The sequence below is a fragment of the Psychrobacter sp. JCM 18902 genome (assembly GCF_904846615.1).
Lineage (GTDB): Bacteria > Pseudomonadota > Gammaproteobacteria > Pseudomonadales > Moraxellaceae > Psychrobacter.
Map to the genome: position 1 here is coordinate 1,097,376 of NZ_CAJHBK010000001.1, position 25,751 is coordinate 1,123,126.

Annotated in this window: 19 protein-coding genes and 1 pseudogene; 14 read left to right on the forward strand and 6 right to left on the reverse strand. The window is 42.1% G+C overall.

All coding sequences use genetic code 11. The annotated features are described in order from the left end of the window. Positions 1 to 638 precede the first annotated feature (638 nt). Positions 639 to 1,907: a tyrosine-type recombinase/integrase gene (locus JMY05_RS04515; protein ID WP_201614260.1), complete on the forward strand. Its 1,269-nt coding sequence runs from the start codon at positions 639 to 641 to the stop codon at positions 1,905 to 1,907. Positions 1,908 to 2,168: 261 nt separating this feature from the next. Here JMY05_RS04515 and lldD read toward each other — a convergent pair whose 3' ends face one another. From lldD to JMY05_RS04530, 3 genes are all read right to left on the reverse strand, one after another. Beyond that, positions 2,169 to 3,311 (reverse strand): FMN-dependent L-lactate dehydrogenase LldD, encoded by a 1,143-nt coding sequence (lldD, locus tag JMY05_RS04520; RefSeq protein WP_201614262.1) that lies wholly within the window; start codon positions 3,309 to 3,311, stop codon positions 2,169 to 2,171. Positions 3,312 to 3,438: 127 nt separating this feature from the next. Further along, positions 3,439 to 5,145 (reverse strand): D-lactate dehydrogenase, encoded by a 1,707-nt coding sequence (gene dld / locus JMY05_RS04525; protein ID WP_045447344.1) that lies wholly within the window; start codon positions 5,143 to 5,145, stop codon positions 3,439 to 3,441. 65 nt (positions 5,146 to 5,210) lie between these two features. Next, positions 5,211 to 6,914 (reverse strand): L-lactate permease, encoded by a 1,704-nt coding sequence (locus JMY05_RS04530; RefSeq protein WP_045447300.1) that lies wholly within the window; start codon positions 6,912 to 6,914, stop codon positions 5,211 to 5,213. A 294-nt stretch (positions 6,915 to 7,208) separates the two neighbouring features. Between JMY05_RS04530 and JMY05_RS04535 the strand changes: the two genes are divergently transcribed. Further along, positions 7,209 to 8,114 carry a LysR family transcriptional regulator gene (locus tag JMY05_RS04535; RefSeq protein WP_201614263.1) on the forward strand — a complete coding sequence of 302 codons (906 nt, stop codon included), beginning with the start codon at positions 7,209 to 7,211 and terminating at the stop codon, positions 8,112 to 8,114. Positions 8,115 to 8,223: 109 nt separating this feature from the next. On the opposite strand, the gene JMY05_RS04540 is transcribed toward JMY05_RS04535, so the two are convergent. Then, positions 8,224 to 10,605 carry a TonB-dependent receptor gene (locus tag JMY05_RS04540; protein ID WP_201614264.1) on the reverse strand — a complete coding sequence of 794 codons (2,382 nt, stop codon included), beginning with the start codon at positions 10,603 to 10,605 and terminating at the stop codon, positions 8,224 to 8,226. Positions 10,606 to 11,128: 523 nt separating this feature from the next. Here JMY05_RS04540 and JMY05_RS13955 point away from each other — a divergent pair. Continuing rightward, positions 11,129 to 11,254, forward strand: a complete 126-nt coding sequence (locus JMY05_RS13955) for a hypothetical protein (RefSeq protein WP_265089049.1) — start codon at positions 11,129 to 11,131, stop codon at positions 11,252 to 11,254. Positions 11,255 to 11,289: 35 nt separating this feature from the next. Here the strand turns inward: JMY05_RS13955 and JMY05_RS04545 are convergent, their stop codons facing one another. Both JMY05_RS04545 and JMY05_RS04550 read right to left on the reverse strand, forming a co-directional pair. Further along, positions 11,290 to 11,805 carry a hypothetical protein gene (locus JMY05_RS04545; RefSeq protein ID WP_045447297.1) on the reverse strand — a complete coding sequence of 172 codons (516 nt, stop codon included), beginning with the start codon at positions 11,803 to 11,805 and terminating at the stop codon, positions 11,290 to 11,292. A gap of 340 nt (positions 11,806 to 12,145) precedes the next feature. Next, entirely contained in the window at positions 12,146 to 13,102 is a 957-nt protein-coding gene (locus JMY05_RS04550; RefSeq protein WP_201614265.1) for a hypothetical protein, read from the reverse strand. Positions 13,103 to 13,339: 237 nt separating this feature from the next. Between JMY05_RS04550 and JMY05_RS04555 the strand changes: the two genes are divergently transcribed. From JMY05_RS04555 to JMY05_RS04605, 11 genes and pseudogenes are all read left to right on the forward strand, one after another. Next, on the forward strand, positions 13,340 to 14,353 hold the full coding sequence (locus JMY05_RS04555) for a LysR family transcriptional regulator (RefSeq protein WP_201614266.1): 1,014 nt from the start codon (positions 13,340 to 13,342) through the stop codon (positions 14,351 to 14,353). Between the two features lie 286 nt (positions 14,354 to 14,639). Then, complete coding sequence (locus JMY05_RS04560) at positions 14,640 to 15,938, forward strand: NRAMP family divalent metal transporter (protein ID WP_045454703.1); 1,299 nt, start codon at positions 14,640 to 14,642, stop codon at positions 15,936 to 15,938. A gap of 354 nt (positions 15,939 to 16,292) precedes the next feature. Next, a complete protein-coding gene (prpB, locus tag JMY05_RS04565; RefSeq protein ID WP_045447287.1) occupies positions 16,293 to 17,183 on the forward strand; it encodes a methylisocitrate lyase in 891 nt (296 codons plus the stop codon). Positions 17,184 to 17,276: 93 nt separating this feature from the next. Further along, entirely contained in the window at positions 17,277 to 17,930 is a 654-nt protein-coding gene (locus tag JMY05_RS04570; protein ID WP_045447284.1) for a DUF2059 domain-containing protein, read from the forward strand. 189 nt (positions 17,931 to 18,119) lie between these two features. Then, on the forward strand, positions 18,120 to 19,259 hold the full coding sequence (prpC, locus tag JMY05_RS04575) for a 2-methylcitrate synthase (RefSeq protein WP_201614267.1): 1,140 nt from the start codon (positions 18,120 to 18,122) through the stop codon (positions 19,257 to 19,259). Between the two features lie 140 nt (positions 19,260 to 19,399). Beyond that, entirely contained in the window at positions 19,400 to 20,032 is a 633-nt protein-coding gene (locus JMY05_RS04580; RefSeq protein WP_201614268.1) for an MltR family transcriptional regulator, read from the forward strand. Between the two features lie 58 nt (positions 20,033 to 20,090). Next, positions 20,091 to 22,724: a Fe/S-dependent 2-methylisocitrate dehydratase AcnD gene (acnD, locus tag JMY05_RS04585; protein ID WP_201615344.1), complete on the forward strand. Its 2,634-nt coding sequence runs from the start codon at positions 20,091 to 20,093 to the stop codon at positions 22,722 to 22,724. A gap of 209 nt (positions 22,725 to 22,933) precedes the next feature. Further along, positions 22,934 to 23,182: pseudogene (locus JMY05_RS04590) on the forward strand (type II toxin-antitoxin system Phd/YefM family antitoxin); the annotation flags it as partial. A 113-nt stretch (positions 23,183 to 23,295) separates the two neighbouring features. After that, positions 23,296 to 23,556 carry a Txe/YoeB family addiction module toxin gene (locus tag JMY05_RS04595; RefSeq protein ID WP_045447278.1) on the forward strand — a complete coding sequence of 87 codons (261 nt, stop codon included), beginning with the start codon at positions 23,296 to 23,298 and terminating at the stop codon, positions 23,554 to 23,556. 84 nt (positions 23,557 to 23,640) lie between these two features. Beyond that, entirely contained in the window at positions 23,641 to 24,894 is a 1,254-nt protein-coding gene (gene prpF / locus JMY05_RS04600) for a 2-methylaconitate cis-trans isomerase PrpF (protein ID WP_201614269.1), read from the forward strand. Between the two features lie 73 nt (positions 24,895 to 24,967). Continuing rightward, positions 24,968 to 25,732, forward strand: a complete 765-nt coding sequence (locus JMY05_RS04605) for a hypothetical protein (RefSeq protein ID WP_201614270.1) — start codon at positions 24,968 to 24,970, stop codon at positions 25,730 to 25,732. The last annotated feature ends 19 nt before the right edge of the window (positions 25,733 to 25,751 follow it).

Sequence of the window (25,751 nt, forward strand, 5' to 3'; positions counted from 1 at the left end):
ATATCAGTTCTAATAGCGCAGGTATGATCTTACAATGCTCCTACTTAGCCTGTCTGCAAGTCTGGTTTAGATCTACCTTATAGTGGCAAATATCATGACCAACTAAGCTGTAATACTTTTTGCTTTAAGTTATCAAAAACCCCTTCACTATTCGTAATATAATTCCATCTAAAGCACTGAGTTAACAACCGCCAAATTTGCACAGAACAGTACTATGCCCCTAATTTTTATATTCTGTGCACGTACAGGAGCATGGTTTTTATCGAAAATATGTTCAATCAAATGCTAGGCAAAGCATCCATCTTATATTAAATCCAATTATTTGACCAAAATAACCAGTAATAACAACCTACAGCTCAATAAACGCATAGCCTACTCCTCCTTCAGTCGTTATACTATAATCATCCCCAAGTGAAGGTTGGGGATGATTATACTTTTTAACCTTATATTTAAAGGGTTTTGTAAACTCACTAATGAATAACAGTGTCCATGTTAGTGTCCAATAGCTATCTACGTTTCCCAGAAGACGCTTTTCAGGATTTATAAAACGTGCGCAAAGATTGCTCTAAATCTAAGTATAGAGATAATAGATTAACATTCACAATTTACCTAGCTTATAAAGCTGACGGATGTACATCATGGCTGTCGATAATTTAAATGATATCAATAAACTTGAATGCCGAGATAAAGATTACTCTGTCAGTGTCTCAGGTATCGCGGGTTTAAGTATTCGTATTTATCCAAATGGTAAAAAGGAATACTACTTACGGTACGCTCATCCCCATATCGATGGTAAGCGCCCTAGAATAATGCTAGGTAAGGTCGAAGATATCAGTCTATATGAAGCTAAGTATAAAGCAGAAACTATACTTAGCACGGTCGCACAAGGCTCCGACCCTAAAGCCATTCAAAAAAAAGAACAAGTCAATAAGTATGCTCATCTAAAGAACGCCACATTTGCTGATATTACACAAGTTTGGCGAGACCACAAAACATCAAGTCGTCATCACAGTAAATCCAGAAAGCGCGCGTTTAGTGAATCGACCCTTAAATTTTGGGATTTATGTCTAGGATATATGTGTCGCGAGATTGGCGACTTAAGAATGAACGATATCACGAGCGAGATGATATTAAGTGTGTGTGAGGCGATTCAGAATAATGAAAATCAAGCAACCTTCGTTGGTGCCAGCACTCGGCTTTATACTGAAAAGGTCTTCTCATTTGCTGTCGCAAGAGGATTATGCGATAGAAATGTAGCTATTGATACACGTGGTGAGCTAGCACCTGCCAGTTCAGGTAACCACTTACCAGCCATCACCAAACCTGATCAGTTTGCCACTCTCCTAAACGATATGTCCAATTTTAAAGGCGCAAGTAAAATCACATTAGAAGCGATGAATTTACTGCCATATGTCTTTGTGCGTAGTATCGATTTGCGGTCTATGCGTTGGCAAAATATAGATTGGGATAATAAGCTATGGGAGTTTTCCCCAACAAAAGGCGAAGGTCGTGATGACATGGTATCGCACTTAGTTGTACCACTAGCCACTCAAGTAATTGAGCGCTTACGAAAAATAAAAGCAATCACAGGTCACAAAGAACATGTATTTGCATCGATACGTGCCTCAAGCAATCCTTATATTAGTAAAGCAACACTAGTACAAATATTTCATAGGCTTGGCTACAAAGATATTCAATGCGCTCATGGATTTCGAGCATCAGCTAAAACCTTACTTATGGAGCAACCTGAACTGCGTTATTCAGATATCGTGACCGAGCTGCAATTAGGACATCGAATAAAGGATACGCATGGCGGCGCTTATAACCGATTAGATGAAATAGATACTAGGGTACAAATGATGCAAGATTGGGCTGACTATATAGATGAGCTCCGGTGTTCAACGTAATGATTGCTTTAAGTTGAGGTTATCGTTCAACAATAATATGCCTATTACCTTCACAATGCACAATAAGCCCTTTTCATAGCATCTCATTCCCAGTCATCACATAACAACCAAAACACCCTAACATTCGATTGTTGGTAGCTTAGATATTGGAATTTCTGCAACCTCGCGCTTGTGATCAACGACCAAGCCGACGGCTTCTAAGCTCCGGTATCTTATCTGCAATAGCTCACTTCTTGTACTGACAAACTCTATAGCCTCGGTTTAATTATCCAGTGTTACCAAACAGTCAGAATTAATATCAGCAATCGTTTTGGCACCAGTCAAGGTCATTGCGACGCGTATTTCTTTATCTAACAGTTCTAACAAATTGCTTACCCCTGCACCGCCATCCGCTGCTAAAGCATAAATAAAGGCGCGCCCTAGCATGCAAATATCAGCGCCCAAAGCCAACATACGCACAATATCTAAGCCATTGCGTATGCCAGAGTCGGCTAAGATTTTAATCTCTCCTTTAACCGCATCGGCAATAGGAGGCAGCGCCCGTGCACTGGATAAAACACCGTCCAGCTGTCGCCCACCATGATTGGATACGACTATGCCGTCGGCTCCAAAACGCACCGCATCTTTGGCATCTTCTGGATCCAAAATACCTTTGATGACCATAGGTCCATCCCAGTATTCCCGAATCCAATCTAAATCTTTCCAAGAGATAGAGGGATCAAAGTTATTACCTAGCCAGCCTATATAGTCTTCCAATCCTGTTGGCTTGCCTAAATAAGTAGAGATATTACCCAGATCGTGCGGACGGCCATTCAGTCCTACATCCCATGCCCATTGCGGATGCGTCATAGACTGTAAGTAACGGCGCATAGCGGAATTTTTACCGCTCATACCAGAGTGCATATCTCGGTAGCGTGCGCCTGGCACCGGCATATCCACCGTAAAAACCAAGGTCGAACACCCCGCAGCTTTGGCACGCTCCAGTGCATTTTTCATAAAGCCTCGGTCTCTCAACACATAAAGCTGAAACCACATCGGACGGTTGATCTTAGGCACTACTTCCTCAATCGGACAAACCGAAACTGTCGACATGGTAAACGGAATGCCTTTTTGATCGGCTGCCATAGCGGCCTGCACTTCTCCGCGGCGGGCATACATGCCTGTCAGACCCACGGGTGACAACGCGACAGGCATAGACAGAGTTTCATTAAATAACTGCGTCTCGAGACTAAGCTGTGACATATCATTCAGTACACGTTGTCTAAGGGCAATTTTTGATAAATCTTCAACATTATGTTTTAAGGTATATTCCTCATAAGCACCGCCATCTATGTAATGAAATAGAAATGGTGGCAGTCGGCGCTTGGCAGCAGCCCTGTAGTCGTTTGGAGATGAAATAATCATACGCATGCCCTTACTCTGTTAGATATCTACGTAATATTTTTGAATCTCTAATTATTTATTGATTAGTGCTAAACGATGGATGCAATTGGCTTATTTTTGAAGCGGCAAGCTCAACCCACACTCACTATTACACACAGCAAGAGCAATTACGTTTGGTTTTCGACATTTTACCGATGCCGGGATTAAAGCTATTGGTTGGGTCTAGACTTTTATAGAAATTCTGCAAATCAGGCTCTGCTTCGTATAGATGACCGACATTATGCTCAGCAGGATATTTGGCTCCGCGTGCGCTCAATAGCTCTAACATCATCTTTTTAACAAGCTTGGCATCACTGCCCTTCTTTAAAATATAATCTTGATGAAACACATAGCAAAAGAAATGTCCGTAATACAGCTTCATCTCTAAGTGCTTTTCAATTTCTTCAGGCAAGCTTTCAAGCCACTCTAACTCGTTACGTGGTATGGCAATATCCAGCGCTAATATCTCACCGACTTCTTTTTCATGTATGACTTCATAGCGTAATGCGGCACCGGCTGCGGCAAAACGATTTAAAAGTGCGCTTTCTGATTCTTCCTGACTACATTCAAAATAGTTACCCGTATCCGACGCATCAAAAAACGTCTTCAGAAAATCTTGAGCCTCTGCTATACCTTCATCACTCATTTTTATGATGAGGTGATGCTCGTATTGATTGCGGTACTCCATCATGCGCTTGGGCAAATGCTTTGGAAATAGAGTAGCGATAAACTGCATGACTTTGTCAGTGAAATGCTTTGGCATCCATGACCATTTATGGAACTTTGCGTCCATAGCGCCTTTGATAGAAAACAATCTAGGTAAGGCATTTGTACCGAGATGCTTAATACTCAGGAACGTGTCCTTGCCATACTTAGCAGATACATCAAATATATCACGATGCATATACTCACCCACTTCAGGGATATTGTCGAAGCTTGATAGTATCTGCCTTCTGAGCTGTGCAAGCTCACTCACACTGTTAGTGCCTATGTAGAAGGTTTGCTCTTTTGCCGCTATTGGATAAGTGTCAAGACGTACTGCAAACACAGCAAGCTTGCCAGCACAGCCACTGGCTTCATACAGTCTGCGCTTGTCCGCATTAAAGCGACTGGGCGTGCTTGCATCAACATCTTTTACTCGGGCGATGTACTCTCTGTCAGATGCAAGCTTACCAGTGTCAGGTAATTCTTTTTTATCAAAATGACCGTTTTGCAAATTTGTTAATATTTCTTCAGGAGTATCACCCAACTCGACGTCTAGATGATTGACTAGCACCAGTTGACCGTGTTCATTTATTTGGGCAAACATAGCAAGCTCGGTGTAAGCAGGCCCTCTTTTAACCAGCGCCCCACCAGAGTTATTAGATATACCACCAATAATAGACGCACCTAACGTCGAGGAACCAATGACGGAGTGAGGCGCTCTATTGACAATATTAAGCTGACTTTGCAACTGATGCAATGTCGCCCCAGGCAAGCTAATCACTTGCTCGTTGTCATTCACCAAATACAACTGGTTTATGGCAAGCGTATTAATCACCACAACGGGTCTATCGTAGTCATTACCGCTCGGTGTTGATCCTTCAGTCAGGCCTGTTTTTGCCGCTTGCATAATGATAATACAGTCGCCTTCAACGCACACTTCTAGGCTACGCCAAATGTCCAGCAATGTTTGTGGAAACAAAACCGCTAAGGCACTGCCGCCGCCAGAGCGCCACCCCATTCTATAGTGCTCATTTTTCTCTGGATCAGCCTGTACATTACTCGCGCCTAGCAAGTTGGTTAGTTTATCTAGCACCTGATCAGGACTGAGCATGCCTTGAGAAGCGTGATTTGACGAAGATATATGACGCTCCTTATTTTGTAATGGTGTGTCATTCATCATGCCAAGGGACCTTGAAAACCAAAAATGTAAATGGCGGCCATGACGATGATGCCACAGAACAACACATAGTATATGGTGGGTAAAATAGTACGCCTAAGTGTGGCGCCCTCCATACCAAGTAAACCCACCGTTGCTGATGCAGCAACTACGTTATGTATGGCAACCATATTACCGGCTGCGGCACCAACCGCTTGCGCCGCGATGATTAGAGAAGGTGAAATATGTAAGCTCATGGCGGCTTCATATTGGAATTGACTGAACATCATATTAGATACGGTATTAGAGCCGGCGATAAATGCACCTAAAGCACCGATGGTTGCACTAATCAATGGAAAAATATTACCAAAAGTACCTGAAAACAACTCTGCACTGGCGACTGGCATACTTGCCACATCTGATAAGTTTATGCCTGAATTAATAAAAATCCTAACCATTGGGATCGTAAAAATAAGTACAAAACCTGCCCCTAATACGGTCTTACCTGATTCTTTAAAGGCATTATTTAGGGCGCTGACGGGCTTTCTAGTTTGAAAAGCGGCAGCAACCAAAGCACTAATTAGTAACAAGCCGCCTGGTAAGTATAAAGGACTAAAACTGGCACTGATATCTGTCTCACCTAAAATCGAGGTTAGGTCTACTGCCACACTGTTAAGTAAATACTGAAAGCCTGTAAATACTCTTGAAAACACCAGTAAAAGGGCAACCAGTAAATAAGGGAACCATGCCATAAGGGTGGACATCTTCTTATCACTCAAGGTCAGCGTAGTATCTTCTTTACTAACCACTAACTTACCAAGCCATTCACTCGGCCAGTTTTTTTGCGGTTCAAAATCCCATGTGGTTTTTGGTACCAAAAACCCTCTTTTAGCAGCATTAACAACAATAGTAATACTGACCAAGCCACCGACCAGTGACGGAAACTCTGGCCCTAAAAAAACACCAGTTATCATATAAGGGATTGTAAATGCCAAGCCTGCAAAAATCGCAAACGGCCAAATCGCAAAGCCTTCCCGCCAGCTTTTGTTTTTACCAAAGAAGCGAGTGAGCATCATCACCATAAAAAGTGGCATAAACGTACCAATGACACCGTGAATAATGGCGACTTGACTGGTAATCAGTTGTAAAAATTCGCCCCACTGTACTCCTTCTTGTGCCAGTTGAGCGCTAATGGCAGCTTTATCTAACCCATCATTTACCCCTATCACAATAGGCGTACCGACCGCACCAAATGATACAGGTGTACTTTGTATCATCATTCCCATCAACACCGCACCCAGCGCCGGAAATCCTACTGCCACCAGCAAAGGCGCTGCAATAGCGGCAGCTGTACCAAAACCAGAGGCACCCTCAAGAAAGCAGCCAAAGCACCATGCAATAATAATGGCTTGCACACGCCTATCTGGCGATACATTAGTAAACCCAGCACGGATAACAGCGATTGCACCAGTATGTTTTAATGTATTCAACAAAAAAATAGCCCCAAAGACTATCCACAATACCGAAACCGTAATGACCAAACCCTGAATAATAGATGATGACACTCGGTTAAGCGTCATATCCCATATAAAAATGGCAAGCGCAGCGGTAACCACTAAAATGATTGGCGTTGTTTTTTTAGCTGACCATTGCAAACCTATCAGAAAAATACCACAGAGAACGATTGGCAGTAATGCCAAAAGCCCATATATTGTTTGATTCAAAATTACATCCTTTTGATTGTGTGATCTTCCCTGAACCAAGTCATCGAAGCCTTTATTTTAACGAACCCATGATGACTAAGTTGTATTAAATATTCACAAATAGGGATTGCTTATTTACTAAATCTGTCTTGTAGACAAAGCTGAGCACGACTTGCGACAGTTTATGTCCCAATGTTAAAAATGCCCTGAAATAGTCTACGCCTTGTTAATTCATTGATATATTGCATCAATGGACAATGTTATTTTCCTTTTTTGCTATAATTAGAAACACATTACTACAATTGGAGAACAAGTGTGACCAAAGCTGACGACATGATTTTATTCGTTCAAGTTGTCGAAGAAGGGTCATTCTCTAGAGTCGCTGAAAAATTATCATTGACGAACTCGGTAGTGAGCAAGCGCATTGCGAGATTAGAAGAGAACTTAAATACACAACTGCTTTATAGAACCACTAGAAAGTTGAGCTTAACCGATGCAGGCAGGGCGCTTTATAACAAAGCTAAAATTGCTAAATCCGCCTTTCAAGAAGCTGAAAATGCTGTCACGGGTTACGGCGAAGATATGAAAGGCCATATACGTATAACCATGCCTGTGGTCTCTGCGAATTTCATATTTAGCGAATCTATTGCCGAATTCTGTAAACAACACCCTGAAGTATCAGTAGAGTTACAAATTACCAATCGATTGGTTGACTTGATAGAGGAAGGATTTGATTTGGCACTAAGGACCGCTGTGCTTGAAGATTCTTCACTCATTGCAAGGCGCCTTATAGATAGCCAGTGGATTATATGCGCGACTCCAGCCTATTTAGAGCAACATGGTGCGCCTCAAACTCCTGAACAGTTACAAAATCATGAGTGCTTGGTTTATAAGTTTGATAATACGGCTAACAGTACATGGCCGCTATATATAGACGGCAAAGAGCAATTAATATCTGTCCCTGGTCGGTTTCATAGCAATCATCTGAGTGCAATTAAACAAGCCGCGCTTAGCGATTTAGGTATCGCTTTTTTACCACAAGTGTTGATCTATGAGGAGATACAGAAAAATACACTCACGCAGATTTTACAATGTTTTACCAGCAAGAAGCTGGGGCTATATGCGGTTTATCCTAAGGCCAGACAACCGGATCAAAAGTTAAAACTGCTCGTTGCACATTTACGAGACTCATTACATCAAAAACAGGCTTACTACTACTAAGTAATAAGCCTGTTTTTGATGTATATAAAAAAACTAATAAAGCGGTCTTAAAATTAAAGAGATAGTGAAGAGTTTTTTATGGGCAATAAAAACTGGTCTGATATTATTTTTAATAATCCACAGTGTAGCTCAACCCGTAAGTTGTACCCGATGCAGGCAAACGATTCAAATCGCCATAGGTTATTTGATGATAAACCGTTAGATAATCCTTATTGAGTAAGTTATAAATCCCATAGTCTACTCGACCTACCGGCATTTTGACTTGTCCTAATACATCAAGTGTCATATAACCTGTGACTGGTAATGCACTAGAATCAGGATCTTTTTGTTGATCCTTAAAGGCTTTATTATTACCGCCAATTGCTAATGCTTGTAGACGTACATTGCTGCCTTCATCGAAGTTATATTGTGTAAATGCCGTGCCTTTAAGGGGTGTCAAGCGTACGGCATCAAGCTCCAACCAATCACCATCTTTATCATACTGACCACGAGTATAGGCAACACTGCCACCCAATTGCCATTGATCATCAATATCATGGCTGAGCGAACCTTCTATTCCGTAGACGCGCTCATCAGTATCGACCACTTCTACCGTATAGTCATTGGTAAAGCGTACCGTTTTATCTGATTTATTATAAAAACCGCTCAATCGTGCAGCAGTATTGCCATGCTTGCCCTGCCAGCCCAACTCGTAATTGTCGATTGCGATAGGTTGTACATTGTCTGAGTTGACGACAAAGCCTGCCCGTACATCACGTAGCGCACGCTGAATGTCAGCAGTGGTAAAGCCTTGTGAAAAATTGGCAAATACTTGGTCATTTGGGGTTAATTGATAGCTGGTACCGATATTAAATAGGGTTTTATCGTGGTCTGTATTGCCCTTTTCCACTTGACCAGCCTGATAGTCAATGCCATAAGCATCGCTGACACCACTGATGCGAGGATCATTAAAATACTCTTCGAGCAATTGCTCATAAATGGGCGTGAAAGTAGCCGTTTCTGCTTTCAATTTTTGATAGCGCACGCCAGCACTGGTATGCCATTTATCAGTGATATCTATATCGGCATTGACAAAAGCGCCCCATTTATCAATGGTGGTATCTGGTCCACCATTATAAGATAGTCCGTTGGTTTGAGCGCTCAAACCATTACTAGCAAGAAACGTGTTTAAGTCTTGCCCTTCATAGGTTTGCTCACTTTTTTCGCGTTCAAAATCAGCCCCATAGCTAAACAGTGTCTTTTTACCCGCAATTTCACTATCCGTTTGCATAGCGGCACGCAAACCCATCACCTCAATATCTGCTTCTGATTGAGTGACGAATGTTGCTGCGCTCAACAGCTTACCTAGTGTGTCTTTATCAGTCAGACCATTGGCAGCCCAAACTTCAGCTGCTTGGTCTGCTGCACTTTTCCCAGAAGGGTAAAAACGGCCTTTTTCGTCTCGATAGTACCCTGTGACGCTCAAATTTGAGCCTGCAATATCATCATTATTATAGTTAAGGTTCACTGATGCTTTGGTGGTATAAGGCTCGTTTTCTACATTGGCACCATAAATAGCCTTTAAGGAGGGTTCTGCGCCAAATAATACTGCCAAACCATCACCATAGTCTGGACCATAGTCAGTATCCTGCTCATCATTATAGTAAGTCATTGCTAAATCAAGACGTTGGCTGTCAGTGAGCTCTATACCCAAGCTACCATTAATACTTAGCGACTCGGTATCTTGTTGGTCAGTTTGATTGACGTCTGGGCTGATGCGATTATCATGACTATCGAATTTGCCGCCCTTACGATCATAATCCAAATCTAGGCGACCATAGACTCGCTCACCGCCATAACCTAATGTCTGCCCCACATGATAACCCAATGAATCTGAGTCAACATTACGACTGCTACTGACGCCGACTCTGGTTTGTCTGATAGAGCCATAACCCACCATAGATTTTGTGACGAGATTAATCAGACCACCAGCCGCGCCAGCCCCATAAATACTGGTCGCACCAGAGAGCACCTCTACCCGCTCAAGCTGCGCAGGGTCGATACTGTTTAGCTCGCGTGAAAGGCTGCGTGAGCCACTCAATGGCACACCGTTCAGCAAAAACTGCACGGGACGGCCATGCATGGTCGTGCCATAGTTACTGGTTGAGCCGCTGCTTGCCCCCAAACTTGGAATCAGCTGAGCCAATATATCTCCAGTAGTACGATTGCCTGTCGCCTGCATCTGCAGCTCATTTTCGGTAATTACCTGTGTGACGGCAGGCATCTCACTAATTTTTTGTGCCAAAGCCGTTCCTGTTCTTGCTTTAGCAGTGACCGTAATGGTATTTAAAGTCACGTTTGGTAACTCACTTGAGGCGGCGTTGACAGCTAAGTCTTCTGAAAGAATCGTATTTGAAGCGATGTCCATAGCATTGACATTGTTTTGTGCATATAGTTGCTGGCTGATACAAAGGGTAAGAAAGGATAGAGCAACTTGATGGTGGCGTTTCATATTCACTTCACTTAATTGGAGGATCAAAAAGTGGTAAAAGTTATATTTAGCTAATAATGCTGTGTGTACTAACTTTGTGAACAGTATTGTAAATGATAATCATTGTTGTTTCTATAATTATTTACAATGTTAAAAACCCCTAGTGCTTCCAAAAAATACTGCTCCATCGTCACTCAAGATTCAATATTTAAGCGGTATCCATAACTTAATTGATAGCTCTCTATATGGCTCAACACTGATATATTGTTCATATCACCGAAGCGCCTGAACAAGGCTTCTTAGAGCATATGATGGCCTTGGTAGAATATAAGGTGCCAAACGTACCAGAACGCCAAATGAGATTGAACTGACTATATTGCCGTCCTCTCAAAATGCAAACTCATTGCTATTTTTATTTCAGTGGCTTTGTTAGTTTGCTTAATTTCGACAACGATTGGCGTAGTAGTCATGAGCTAGATGCTCAAGCTAAGGTGATTGTGATCTTTGGACGAGCGGTGGAAGCTGCTGGCGACGTCGATGTACTATGGATTCAGAACAACAATTACCAGAAGTGGCACGCCGTGGTAGTACGCTACTGCTGGTTGCAGATGGTCAGCAGATATTAAGTGTCATTGAAATTAAAAATATGGTTAAGTCCACTATCAATTAGCATTAACCAAAGTGACTGTTAGCCTATAAACTTGATTATTTTTCCTCACGGTATAAGATATTTTTTGCTTCTACTCTAAAATCTTCATGACTAATGGCAGGCTCAATGCTAGCTGTATTTAGGTTCACACGTGAGACAGACGCTTCTGCCTCACGATATAAGATATTCTGTGCTTCCTGTCTAAAATCACCATAACTAATAGCATTCTTGGCTTGAGCATGCTTAGCTTCAACATTAGCCTGATTGTGATTATTTTTAACTTTTGCTAGCTGTGAACTATCTGCTGCCGTCTCGTTGATTTGATGAGTAGCTACCGTAACAGGTACATGAACACTTACCATGGATGTTTGAGGGATTGTTGAAAAAAAACGAGCCGACACAAATATAGTCATTAACAACAAGACGCCCACTATGGCAAACCATTTTACATGACTCAGCAAACTGCCTTTTGCTAGCTTTGCTGTGTCGGTTGCTAATAGAGGCTCGTTATTAGAGTTACTGGATAAGCCAACACTTTCATTGATATCATTTTTATTGTCTGAGATAGTCATAATTCAATACCGAGTCAATCCATGTTATGAACGGCCTATCACCGTATCCTTGATCTCAGGATACGGGCTCTCGGGTATGTTGCAATGATTTTTGGTATGAGCGATAGAATTGACTGATAAGCGGCTTGAAAGCACTATTATTGTATGGCTAGTTGCTGATGAGTAATTTGAGAAATGGTGATAAAAATGAGATGAATTGCAGTCTAATAAGCAAAATAGCACAGGTTATCTCAAGGTATTAAGCAGATATTTAACGCTGCTTGGCATAACTCAGTCCATTTGAATTGAGAATATGCCTTAGATTGAATGACTAGTTGAAATTATGAATGTGCAACAGACCCTAATCATTGGTCTCACGATACAAGGTACTTTGGGATTCTTCTCTAAAGTCATCATAAGTGATGGCTGCCTCAGCTGCTGGCATGGTCGATGGGGCTTCAGTAGTCTCTACCCCATTAGGATTAGTGTCTGGATTTTCAGTGGGGGATTCATCTGGTTGCGACATCACTGTCGATTTGTCTATCGCGCCTGTATCAGCAGAAGGTTGGTTATCATCGGTTACTACTACTTTGCCAGTGCTAACAGCTGGTGCTGCATCTGTCGTTGTTGTTTTCGTCTCTGTACTATCAGGTGCCATCGTTTTCGTTGAGGTCGATAGAACGCCGGTGAAAATTAGTGTTGCTACAATAATAGCAATCAATAATGAGCCAAAGATCATGCCAATAATAAGCGGTTTTTTGCTACTTACTTGCTTTTCCTTTGACTTTACTAATTGTTTAGCAATGGCACTGTCATTTACAGCGTCGTTATTATTAGATAGTTGTTCGTTTCTAACTTTTTCAGCTGCTAATCTTTCTGAATCTTGACGTTTTAAATCATCAGCATTTGCGCTGTCAGCGATATATAAAGAAGATTTACCATTATTTGCATCAGAATCTAAAGAGTTGTCAGTATTAGCTATCGGTGCATGATTTGTCGAAAAACCCTCGTCTTTATCGTCATCAGAAAAATCTACATGAATATCTGTGCTCACGCTTTCTTGCTCTAAATTAGCAAATAATTCTAGCTCTGTGGCGCTTAATGGCTCATACGATGAAAGATGATTGGTGTTTTTTAGTGGTTTTAATGCATTTTCTTTGAAAGTAGCGTTATCCTCATTACTATCGACATTTTCGACACGTGTGATGAAACGCTCGTAGATATTATCTTTACGCATACGCTTACGTGGCTTAGTATTAGCAATTTTGGCTAAATTTGCCTCTAACTGCGCATTAGGGCTATTTTTTTTGTCGCTCATGAAGTAATACCAAACCAGTTTTTACCGCGGAAAAGTAGATGACGGCTAGAATTAAGAATAAAGTTTTTATTGTTTGCTAAAGTGTAACACTAACGTTAACAAACAATATAGTAGCTCGCCTCGTTCGCTTCAAGCATAATTTGTCGCTTGCTGCTCTTATTCGGATAAAATAATCAAAATAGCCAAAAAAATAAGCCACAAGCAACGATGACATCATAAACAAGTGAGCATAAAGATATGGATTTAAAACAGCTCAATGCTTTTATTGCTATCGCAGATTCACGGAGCTTTAGTGCCGCAGCGACTAAAACTGGATTGTCACAACCAAGCTTGAGTCGTCTGCTTAAACAGCTTGAAACAGATATGGGTGTGGAATTGGTCGATCGCTACCATAGACCGCTACATCTGACCGAAGCTGGTACATTCTTTTACGACAAAATCAGCGCCATATTGACAGAGATTGATACCGTCACCAGCATGACGCAGCGGCTATCGACGCCCAGCAGCATGCTGAATATTGGCTTTGTCCCATCCGTGCTTTATGGATTGCTTCCTGAAATTATTGCCATGCTGAAGCAATCCAGCCCCGATATCGAAGTCAATCTCAAAGACATCAGCTCATATCAACAAATAGAGGCGCTCAAATCTGGTGAAATAGACATCGGTTTTGGGCGTTTCCCTCATCAAGATCCATGGATTCAGCAAATACTACTGCGTCATGAGCGTTATGTCGTTGCCTTACCGAAAGCCCATCCTTTGGCGCATGTAAAGGAGCAACGGTTGATAGACTTAGCAAACAATCGACTGATTCTCTACCATCAAACCCATTTACCGATAGCGACTAGCGTAAGATCAACAAGTGCAAAGCTGGATAGTAATACAAAATCCAGACGCACAAGCGCTGAGCAATCCACACTTAGCGCGCCTATTACGGAGCCGTTGCTACACTTATTCGCACAATACGGTATTTCGCCTTTTATGACTACGACGGTGAGTGACTTGCAAGTAGCGCTAGGATTGGTGGCGGCTGGCGAAGGCATTACGCTTGTGCCTGCTAGCCTAAAGACTGTGCGTACCGACCAAATCAGTTATCAACGTTTAGTACACGAAAACGTCACCTCCCCTATTTATCTACATACACTCAAAGATTTCGTTCATCCCAGCATTTCTGATTTACTGAGCGCCACCTATCAGGTATATGAGCAGCGCGGCATCACTTATCGGCAGCAAAAATTTGTGTCACAGCCTTAAATTATCAGATATTGAATGGATATTGTGTTATAAAGAACCGCTAAAAAATAATCAGCCTTAATGCTTGATATTAGCAACTGATTATGCTAACTAAAAAGAATGGCAATGCAAACAAATAGTAATAACAACTAGAATAATCATTCTCTTGACTGGCTTCGGTGTGCTAAAGTCGATACAAGATGAATCGTTTTATATTTAAGCAGTTTATAAAGCGCTTCTCTCATGATCATTGGCAAGCTGACACAGGTAAGTGATAATTTGCCGTTTTAACCATTTAGAGGTATTCATGACCACACAACCACTCAATAACCCACGCACCAACCCAAATGCCACTGACGATACTGCGACCTCGCCGCAAGAAGGCTTTAGCTGGCGCATCTTTGGTCCCGGTATTTTAATGGCAACCGCTGCTATCGGTGGCTCGCATTTGATTTCATCGACGCAGGCTGGCGCTATATATGGCTGGCAACTGGCCATTATGATTATTTTAGCCAACGTTTTTAAGTATCCATTTTTTCGCTTTGCAACCGACTATGTCTATGACACTGGCGAGAGTTTGATTGCAGGCTATGCCAAACGCTCAAAAGTATATCTGTGGGTATATTTTATACTCTCTATCCTATCAGCTGTCATTAGTACGGGTGCGGTCTCGCTCATCGCGGCGGTGATACTAGGCTTTATGCTACCCGCCTCCCTTGGTCTTTCGACGATGGCGCTGTCATTGATTATCGTGGCGGTCTCTTGGTTCTTTTTGATTGCAGGGCATTATAAATTGCTCGATGGTGTGACCAAATGGATTATGATTGCGCTGACGACTGCGACCGTCGCTGCTGTCATCATTGCTGCTGGCAAGCCGACAGTCATGGCTGCTGACTTTGTGGCCGCCTCTCCTTGGAATTTAGCAACTTTAGGTTTCATCGTGGCACTCATGGGCTGGATGCCAGCACCGCTTGAGTTTGCCGCCATTACCTCGATGTGGACATCTGCCAAAGTCAAAGCCGATCACACCACCCATCGCCAAGGTTTGTTAGATTTTAACGTCGGTTATGCCGTCTCAGCAATTTTGGCATTGTTCTTCTTATCGTTAGGTGTGTTTGTACAGTATGGCTCAGGACAAGAAATTGAGCTGGTCGGTGGCGCTTATATCAATCAGTTGATCAACATGTATACCGCAACCATCGGTGAATGGTCACGTCTATTGGTCGCTTTCGTCGCCTTTATGTGTATGTTTGGCACGACGATTACCTGTGCAGACGGTTATGGCCGTGCCAACGCTGAGTGCTGGCGTCTAATAAAAGGGGAAAGCGAAATCAACAAAAAGCAAATCGCTTTTTGGACGACCTATGCTATCGGTGGTGGGTTGATGATTATCACTTTCTTTACTGGACAATTAGGTACTATGCTTAAGTTTGCCATGATATCGGCGTTTGTCTCAGCGCCTATCTTTGGCTGGTTAAATTACTCACTGGTTAAAAACCATAAAAAACTGTCTTTTGGCATGAATGCACTCTCTATCGCGGGACTCATCTTCTTAACGGGTTTTGCGCTGTTATTTTTAGCCAATCTTGCTGGACTATTTGGCTAGGTATCGGTTTTAAAAACATCTATTTATATCATAAAAGCCCTTTTAGCTTAGCTATTAGGGCTTTTTGATAAGCTAAAACCATGAATCGATAAAAATAAGCGCAACCGCTATTGTAAATAAATGTAAATAATGGGCTATACGTGTCTTTGTGAATTCAGCAATATGAATAATAGTTTGAGCAAACCATTACTTTATAGATAATGCTATTCATATAGTGAATAATATTAATTTTAATAAACTATTTATTTAAATTATTTAAATAAAGATGCTCAAACAATGCTTTTCACTCACTGATTATTGAGTATAATCGAACACAATAACGATAATACTATTTCTCTATGCAAGGACACTCACATGACTTTATCTTCAGCAGGCGCACGCTTTCGCAGTGCCCTCACTCAAAAAAATGATAATAACCAGCCACTACAGATTGCAGGTGCTATCAATGCCTATACAGCGATGATGGCGACCCAAGTCGGTCACCAAGCGTTATATCTCTCTGGTGCTGGTGTGGCAAATGCCTCATTTGGTCTTCCTGATTTGGGTATGACTAGCCTTGATAATGTACTAGAAGATGCACGACGTATCACTGACGCAGTTGATACGCCGTTATTAGTAGATATCGACACTGGTTTTGGCGGTGCATTCAACATTGCCCAAACCATCAGAAAAATGGAAAAAGCGGGCGTGGCAGCGGTACATATCGAAGACCAAGTGGCGCAAAAACGTTGTGGTCATCGCCCAAATAAAGAAATCGTCAGTATTTCAGAAATGGTTGATCGCTTAAAAGCGGCATTGGACGCAAAAACTGATCCTGATTTTGTGGTCATGGCACGTACGGATGCGCTATCGGTAGAAGGTCTTGATGCTGCTGTCGAGCGCGCTGTTGCCTTCCAAGAAGCAGGCGCAGACATGATTTTTGCCGAGGCGTTAACCGATATCGAGATGTATCGTAAATTCACCGATGTACTAGATATTCCAGTACTGGCAAACATGACAGAGTTTGGTCAGACCGACCTTTACACCACTGACCAGCTATATGGCGTGGGTGTCGAGATGGTGCTCTATCCATTATCTGCCTTCCGAGCGATGAACAAAGCGGCATTAAACGTTTATCAGCATCTATTGACTGATGGCACCCAAGAAAAAGTTGTTGATACCATGCAAACCCGCATGGAGCTGTATGATTTCTTAAATTATCATGAGTTTGAGCAGACGCTAGACAAGCTATTTGCTAATAAGTAGTTAGGCATTCTTCATTGGCAACACTGAAAAGATAGCTCACCTTTGAGTGTGTTATCTTTTCGAAATCCGTCTTCATTTATTTTTAGGTTATTTATGCCATTTTTTACTGCTAATACTGCTCTTAGAACGTCACTACTGAGCAGCACGATTGCGGCGCTATTATTCATGACGGGCTGTGATAAAACACCAGAAACCGCCGACGATACGACCAGTGGTGCAAGCACTGCTGAAGTTGATGCTACCAAAGAGGCTCCTGCACCTGTCACTCAAGATGATTTGGTCATGACAACGATTACGCTAGATACCGTCGACAGTCTATTGTTCGCACCAGTTATCAATAGTGGTGCGCTCAGTGCAGAGCAAGTCAGCTGTCTCGAATCACGCGACAAAGACTTGGGTAAAGCCGAAGTCGATCGTTTCTATAAGAGTCAGTTTACCGGTGCAGAGTTAAAAGAGTTGGATAACTTTTATACGTCAGAGGTAGGGAAAAAGCTGATTACGTTTGGTAATGAGCAACTGCGCGTCATGAATGGTGAAGAGATTGCAACGCCAATGGCTGACCCTACTCCAGAAGAGATGACTGAGATTCAGACGTTCATGGAATCACCACTGGGTGTCAAGTACATGAAAATCAATAATGCAGAAGGCGAAGGCAGCGCAATGGAAGTCTTAAACGGCCCTATCGAAGCGGAGTTTGAGCGCTGTAATGTCGATTTAGATGGTCCACAGCTTGAACAGCCTGCGTAACGCTATAGTCAGTCATTAACCAATAAATTTATTATTAGAAACTTAGAAACTTAGAAACTTAGAAACTTAGAAACTTAGAAACTTAGAAACTTAGAAACTTAGAAACTTAGAAACTTAGAAACTTAGAAACTTAGAAACTTAGAAACACCGTTTTTCACCCAAAAAGCTACCCACAAAAGGAATTTTATCATGGCAGCACAAAACCCATCAACAAAAGTATTGTCAGGCGCAGGTCTACGCGGACAAGTCGCTGGCAAGACCGCTCTATCTACCGTCGGAAAATCAGGCTCTGGTCTGACGTATCGCGGTTATGACGTGTCAGAGCTGGCAGACAAATGCATCTTTGAAGAAGTCGCTTATCTACTGCTTTATGGCAACTTGCCAAACCAAACTGAGCTTAATGCTTATCAAGCCAAGCTCAAAAGCTTACGTGGTCTACCACAGTCATTAAAAGACGTGCTTGAGCGTATCCCTGCCGAATCGCATCCAATGGATGTATTACGTACAGGTTGCTCTATGCTGGGTAACTTAGAAACCGAAATGAGTTTTGATGAAGAAAACGACCAAGCAGATCGCATGCTTGCGGCATTCCCTTCTATCATCAACTACTGGTACCGCTTCACTCATGACAACGTGCGTATCGAAACTGAAACGGATGATGCGACGATTGGAGGTCATTTCTTACATTTGCTTAAAGGTGAAAAACCAAACGAGCTACACACAAAAGTGATGAACGTCTCGCTTATCTTGTACGCAGAGCATGAGTTCAACGCCTCGACCTTTACCGCTCGTGTGTGTGCTTCTACGCTATCTGATATCCATTCTTGTATCACTGGCGCAATCGGTTCACTACGCGGTCCTCTGCATGGTGGCGCTAATGAGGCGGCGATGGATATGATTGAAGGCTTTAGTTCACCTGATGAAGCCGAAGAAGAAATGATGGGTATGCTGGCGCGTAAAGACAAAATTATGGGCTTTGGTCATGCCATCTATAGCGAATCAGATCCACGTAACGTCGTTATTAAAGGTTGGGCTGAAAAACTGGCAGCAGATGTCGGTGATGAAGTGCTATATCCAGTATCAGTACGCTGTGAAGAAGTGATGTGGCGTGAGAAAAAACTGTTCTGTAATGCTGACTTTTTCCATGCCTCTGCTTATCACTTCATGGGTATCCCAACCAAGCTGTTCACACCAATCTTTGTTTGCTCACGTCTAACAGGTTGGGCCGCACACGTGTTTGAGCAACGTGCTAATAACCGTATCATTCGCCCAAGTGCGGAATATACCGGTGAAGAATTGCGTCCAGTACCAGAGATGAGTGCGCGTTAGGCTTAATTTAATTTAAATTTTAGAAAAGTTTTTCTTATAGCTAAAATGAGCAATTCTGATGTTAGAAGCTTGTCTTGGCTATTTTTAAGGCTTTTCTAAGTTAATTAGAATACATTTCATACTGATATGAGTTTTAAATAATGAATGACAAGAAAAATTTATCTGTTGAGCAAGTTTTGGAAGACATAATGAATTTACTTCCACTTCCAGAGGCAGCTAAAGAGTCATCGAATGAGTTTATAAAACTACGAAAAGAAATGATTAAAGAATCTGATAGGGGATTAGCATTATATGCCACTGCCCATATCGATAATGAGCTTGAAACTATTTTGAAAGATAAGCTTGTTGGAAATGCCAATCATTTGAACGATGTTTTTTCTTTCAATGGTCCACTTGGAACATTTTCATCTAAAATTAAATTATCTTATTCTTTAGGTTTGATTAGTAAAATAACAATGAATGATATCAATACTTTAAGAAAGATAAGAAATGAATTTGCTCATTCTAACCAGCCGCTTAGCTTTGAATCTGAAAAGATTAGAAACCTATGCGATGGTTTACAACTAAATGTTCAACCAGAAAATTCATCCTCACGCATTAAATTTATGAATGTAGTATCAGGAATTTCAGGACTTCTATATGGAGCGAATATTAAATTTGAAAAATTTGAAGAGTTAGAAAGTATCAATCTAGAAGAAAGAAAGACTGGTTTTGATTCACTCTTAAATTATTCAAAAAACCTGCTACATCCGACGACTGAAAATAATCTTTAAAGTATTCCAACCAGCCAACAGCTAAAGGTGACTTATGGACAACGCCCTTGTACAACCGATGAATGAACCCTTTAAAAAGCCATTACCTGGCACAGATTTATATTACTTTGATACCCGTGAAGCCATCGAAAACATCGAAGCTGGCGCGTATGACAAGCTACCGTTCTGCTCAAAAGTATTGTGTGAAAACTTGGTACGCCGCTGCCCACCAGAAGATTTAACCGCAGCGCTTAAGCAACATATCGAAGGCAAGCAAGATTTAGATTTTCCGTGGTACCCTGCTCGCGTCGTTTGTCATGATATCCTAGGTCAGACTGCGTTTGTTGACTTGGCAGGTCTACGTGACGCCATCGCTGAGCAAGGCGGTGACCCATCAAAAGTGAATCCAATCGTCCCAACGCAATTGATTGTTGACCATTCACTAGCCGTTGAGCATGCAGGTTTTGAAGAAAACGCCTTTGAGAAAAACCGTGCTATCGAAGAGCGCCGTAACGATGACCGTTTTCACTTTATCAACTGGTGTCAGTATGCCTTTGATAACGTCAACGTCGTACCGCCCGGTAACGGCATCATGCACCAAATCAACTTAGAAAAAATGTCACCGGTTGTACAAGTGGTACAAAACAAAGCCGGGGAACAAGTCGCTTTTGCTGATACCTTAGTCGGTACTGACAGTCATACACCAATGGTTGATGCTTTAGGTGTCATCTCAATCGGTGTTGGCGGGCTTGAAGCTGAAAGCGTGATGTTGGGCAATCCATCATATATGCGCCTGCCTGATTACGTCGGCGTTAAGCTAACGGGCAAACTGCAAAAAGGCATTACTGGCACCGATTTAGTACTCGCTATGACCGAGTTCTTACGTGATGCTGGCGTAGTCTCTACCTATATCGAGTTCTTTGGTGAAGGTGCACGTCAGCTGAGTGTCGGTGACCGCGCGTCTATCTCTAATATGACCCCTGAGTATGGCGCAACGGCTGCGATGTTCTATATCGATGAGCAAACCATCGATTACTTACGCCTAACTGGTCGTAGTGAAGATCAGATTAAACTGGTTGAGCAGTATGCCAAGCAAGTGGGGCTATGGGCTGACGGCATGGAAAAAGCCGAATACGCCCGCGTCCTAGAGTTTGACTTGTCCGCTGTTGTCCGTAACATGGCGGGCCCTTCACGCCCGCATGCTCGCGTATCAACCACGGATTTGGTTGCCAAAGGCATTGCTCACGGTGCTGATGAAAAACTACCAGAACCCAAAGACGGTATGATGCCAGATGGCGCAGTGATTATCGCGGCTATTACCAGCTGTACCAACACCTCAAACCCACGCAATATGGTTGCTGCTGGTCTGGTTGCGCGTAATGCTAATAAGAAAGGTTTATTACGCAAGCCTTGGGTTAAATCGTCACTCGCACCCGGCTCAAAAACGGTCAAAATGTACTTAGAAGAAGCAGGACTGATGCCTGAGCTACAGGAAATTGGCTTTGACGTGGTTGGTTTTGCTTGTACCACCTGTAACGGCATGAGTGGCGCGCTCGACCCTGATATCGAAAAAGAGATCATCGATAACGATCTGTTTACCACTGCGGTGCTATCTGGTAACCGTAACTTTGATGGTCGTATCCATCCGTATGCCAAGCAAGCATTTTTGGCATCACCACCATTGGTGATTGCCTATGCTATCGCCGGTAATATCCGTTTTGATATCGAAAAAGACTCGTTAGGCAAAGACCAAAACGGCAATGATGTTTATCTAAAAGACATCTGGTTTGACGATGATGAAGTCGATGCCATCGTGGCAAAAGCAGTGAAGCCTGAGCAATTCAACGCCGTTTATATTCCGATGTTTGATGAAGCTAAAAAAGACACAGGTAAAGCATTAAGCCCACTCTATAACTGGCGTGAACAGACGACTTATATCCGCCGTCCGCCGTATTGGGAAGGCAAAATGGCAGCGATGAATAAGCTAAAAGGCATGCGTCCATTAGCGGTGCTTGGTGATAATATCACCACTGACCATTTATCACCGTCTAATGCGATTTTGGGCGATTCGGCGGCTGGCGAGTATCTTGATACTATGGGCTTACCTGCCGAGGACTACAACTCGTATGCAACCCATCGCGGCGATCACTTAACCGCGCAGCGTGCGACCTTTGCCAATCCTAAGCTATTGAATGAGATGGTACGTGACGAGAAAGGTGAGGTGATCCAAGGTTCACTGGCTAGAGTAGAGCCTGAAGGTAAAGTCATGCGTATGTGGGAAGCCATTGAAACCTATATGAACCGCGAGCAACCGCTTATCATCATCGCAGGTGATGGCTATGGTCAAGGATCAAGCCGTGACTGGGCTGCTAAAGGCGTCCGTTTAGCAGGTGTAGAAGTGGTGGTTGCTGAAGATTTTGAGCGTATCCATCGGCAAAACTTGGTCGGTATGGGCGCGCTCCCTTTGCAGTTTAAAGAAGGGGTCAATCGTAACACCTTAAATATCGACGGTACTGAGGTATTTGATATCGAAGGCGAAGTCTCCGCTCGTGGTGATATGACACTAGTCATTCATCGTACAGACGGCACTGTCGATAAAGCGTCTGTTATCTGCCGTTTAGATACCGCTGATGAAGTCAAAATGTATAACGCTGGCGGTATGCTACAGCGCTTTGCCAAAGAATTTATCGATGGCACGTTAGATATTGCGTAAATGACATGAGTGTTAAATAAATAAAGAGCCGATGTTGTATAGATGATACGGCATCGGTTTTTATTTGCTTTTGTATTCTATACCTTGACTTCTCTTACTTACATCTAAGTGTTGGATAATAGTAGCTAAATATTGAGCTTCCTTAACCAATGGCGTAATATGTACTATATATTGTACAAGTTATAAATACATCATAAAAGGAGTAAGCTATGAGAGTCGTTAGTTTTTCAGAAGCCAGAAAGCATTTAAAGTCCGTTCTAGATACGGTAAACGATGATGCCAACGCCACTATCGTAACCCGCCGTGACGCTGATGATGCGGTTGTAATGTCACTTGATTATTACAATAGCCTGATGGAAACCGTCTATCTACTGAAATCTCCTGCTAATGCAGCACACTTAGCGGAATCTATTGCCCAATATAAAGCTGGCAAGACTGTGACGCGTGAGTTAATGGATACAGCAGAAGACAGTGATAAAAGTGATGGTAGCAGCGATGACAATGAGCATACGGATAGCGACATTGAGAATGCTTGAACTCAAAGGCTTTAATCAATCCAAAGGGTCTAATAATGAGTGAGCAATTAGCGTGGACAGATTCTGCGTGGAAAGACTATCTGTACTGGCAAACACAAGACAAAAAAACCCTCAAACGTATTAACAAACTTATCACTGAATGTAAGCGTAATCCGTTTGAAGGCATTGGTAAACCTGAACCTTTAAAAGAAAACCTATCTGGATTTTGGTCAAGACGCATCGATGACGCAAATCGGTTGGTATATGCCGTCGATGATAATTATCTGACGATTATCTCGTGTCGTTATCATTATTAATAAGCATTTTTAGTTGTTCGTATTTATTTATCAATCATACTATTTCAACCCAATTTTATAACAATATAAAAAGGACTTAATACAGTGGCCCAAACCCATTCTAAATCAACACCCTCTTTTGCCCCACAAATCTCTGTTCCTGCTACCTATATGCGCGGCGGTACATCTAAAGGTACATTTTTTAAACTATCTGACTTACCAGAGCGCTGCCAAGTTGCTGGCAAGGCGCGCGATAATTTTCTATTGCGGGTTATCGGTAGCCCTGATCCTTATGGTAAGCAAATTGACGGCTTAGGAAATGGTAGCTCTAGCACTTCTAAGACAGTCATTCTATCTCCAGCAGATGATGATAGCCACGATGTGAACTATCTTTTTGGACAAGTTAATATCGCCAAGCCCATGATTGATTGGGCGGGAAATTGTGGTAATTTAACCGCTGCGGTAGGTGCTTGTGCCATCAATATGGGTTTGGTCGATGCCGATAAAGTTGCTAATAGTATTAATAACAGTACGGATAACGGCATTTGCGAAGTTCGTATTTGGCAAGAAAATATCGGCAAAACCATTATTGCCCATGTGCCTGTTTACTTAGACGCACAAGGCAAGGTACAAGTGCAAGAAACCGGCGATTTTGAACTAGACGGCGTCACCTTCCCAGCAGCGGAAGTCAAAATCGAATTTATCGATCCCGTTGATTCATCAAGCGACATGTTCCCGACAAATAATCTAATCGATGACTTTGATGTATCTGGCTGTGGCTTAGCTGCTGATAGTGTCAAAGCAACCTTTATCAGTGCAGGTATTCCAACCATCTTTATGAAAGCAGAAGATTTAGGCTTTACTGGCACTGAGTTGCAAGGTGATATTAATAGCGATAGTGAGCTACTTGCCAAGCTTGAAAACATCCGTGCCAAAGGCGGCGTTGCTATGGGGCTGTTTAAAAATGAGAGCGAGGCGCAAACCAGCCAACATATTCCTAAAATTGCCTGGGTCGCTCCTGCGCAAAGTTATGACGCCTCTAGTGGTAAAGCCGTTAATGCCAATGATATCGATCTCGTTGTACGTGCGATGAGTATGGGTCAATTGCATCATGCCATGATGGGTACGGCAGCCGTTGCTATAGCAGCAGCAGCGACCACGCAAGGGACATTGGTCAATGAAGCAGCAGGTGCAGGCAAGCTGACCGAGGTGCGTTTTGGTCACCCTTCAGGAACATTACTCGTGGGTGGAAAAACCGAGCAAGTCGATGGACGCTGGCAAGCAAAAAAGGTCTCAATGAGCCGCTCGGCACGTCGTATTATGGTTGGTGAAGTTTTTGTGCCAGAAGATGCTTTTTAGTTTTGATAATATTTTTCTATAATATAATTTAAAGCTAAAATAGTTAGATTAATAAAATAAAGGCTAAACTCATATGTTATTTCATGAAGTCATTGAACGAATGAACTTGTTTACACTTTCGGCGGTAAGAACATCAGATTTAGCAATTTCAGCAAAAAAAATGATGAATTGGGATAAAGAAGCATGGTCTACCTCTCCTCGTTTGGCTACTGCAGCTAATAGACCAGACCTAGATGAAAAACTATTACCGTTAGTACATGATTTATCAAATGAGTTAAGTGTAACTATTTCTTTAATCTTTAGAAAACCTGAACCATCTGATATCTCAGAGCATGGTGGTGTAAAATTTGGTCATGAGAAAGAATTCACACCTATTGAACATATAGTAGGTACTCAAATAATTCTATACAACTTTTGCCTTCTTGAAGCATATGAATTCGACTTGTATAAACAATTATTAGATAAAAATAAGGAAAAATTTTTAGATGAAAAGGTTTCTTTAAAAGACATTCTTAATAGGGGTTCGGATAAGTTACTTGCGGGAATTCTTGAACGTGAGCAAAATAAACATGAGAGAATGGGAGTAAGAAACAGAGTTAATAACTGGAATAAACTTGGTGTAGAACCTATACCCGAAGAATGGATAAAAGCATATGAAGATATTTCAAATAGAAGGAATACACTTACTCATGAAGCTCATCCAGATGATGTAACTTTAATTGAAGCAATTATTTGTTTCCATCGCATGAGGTTAATAGCAAGGAAAATTGCAGTACATTTCGAAGACGATACCGTAGCCCTTTGTCAAAGTCCTTTAGACGATTATCTTGAAATTTAGGAAAAATTTAAAATGAAAT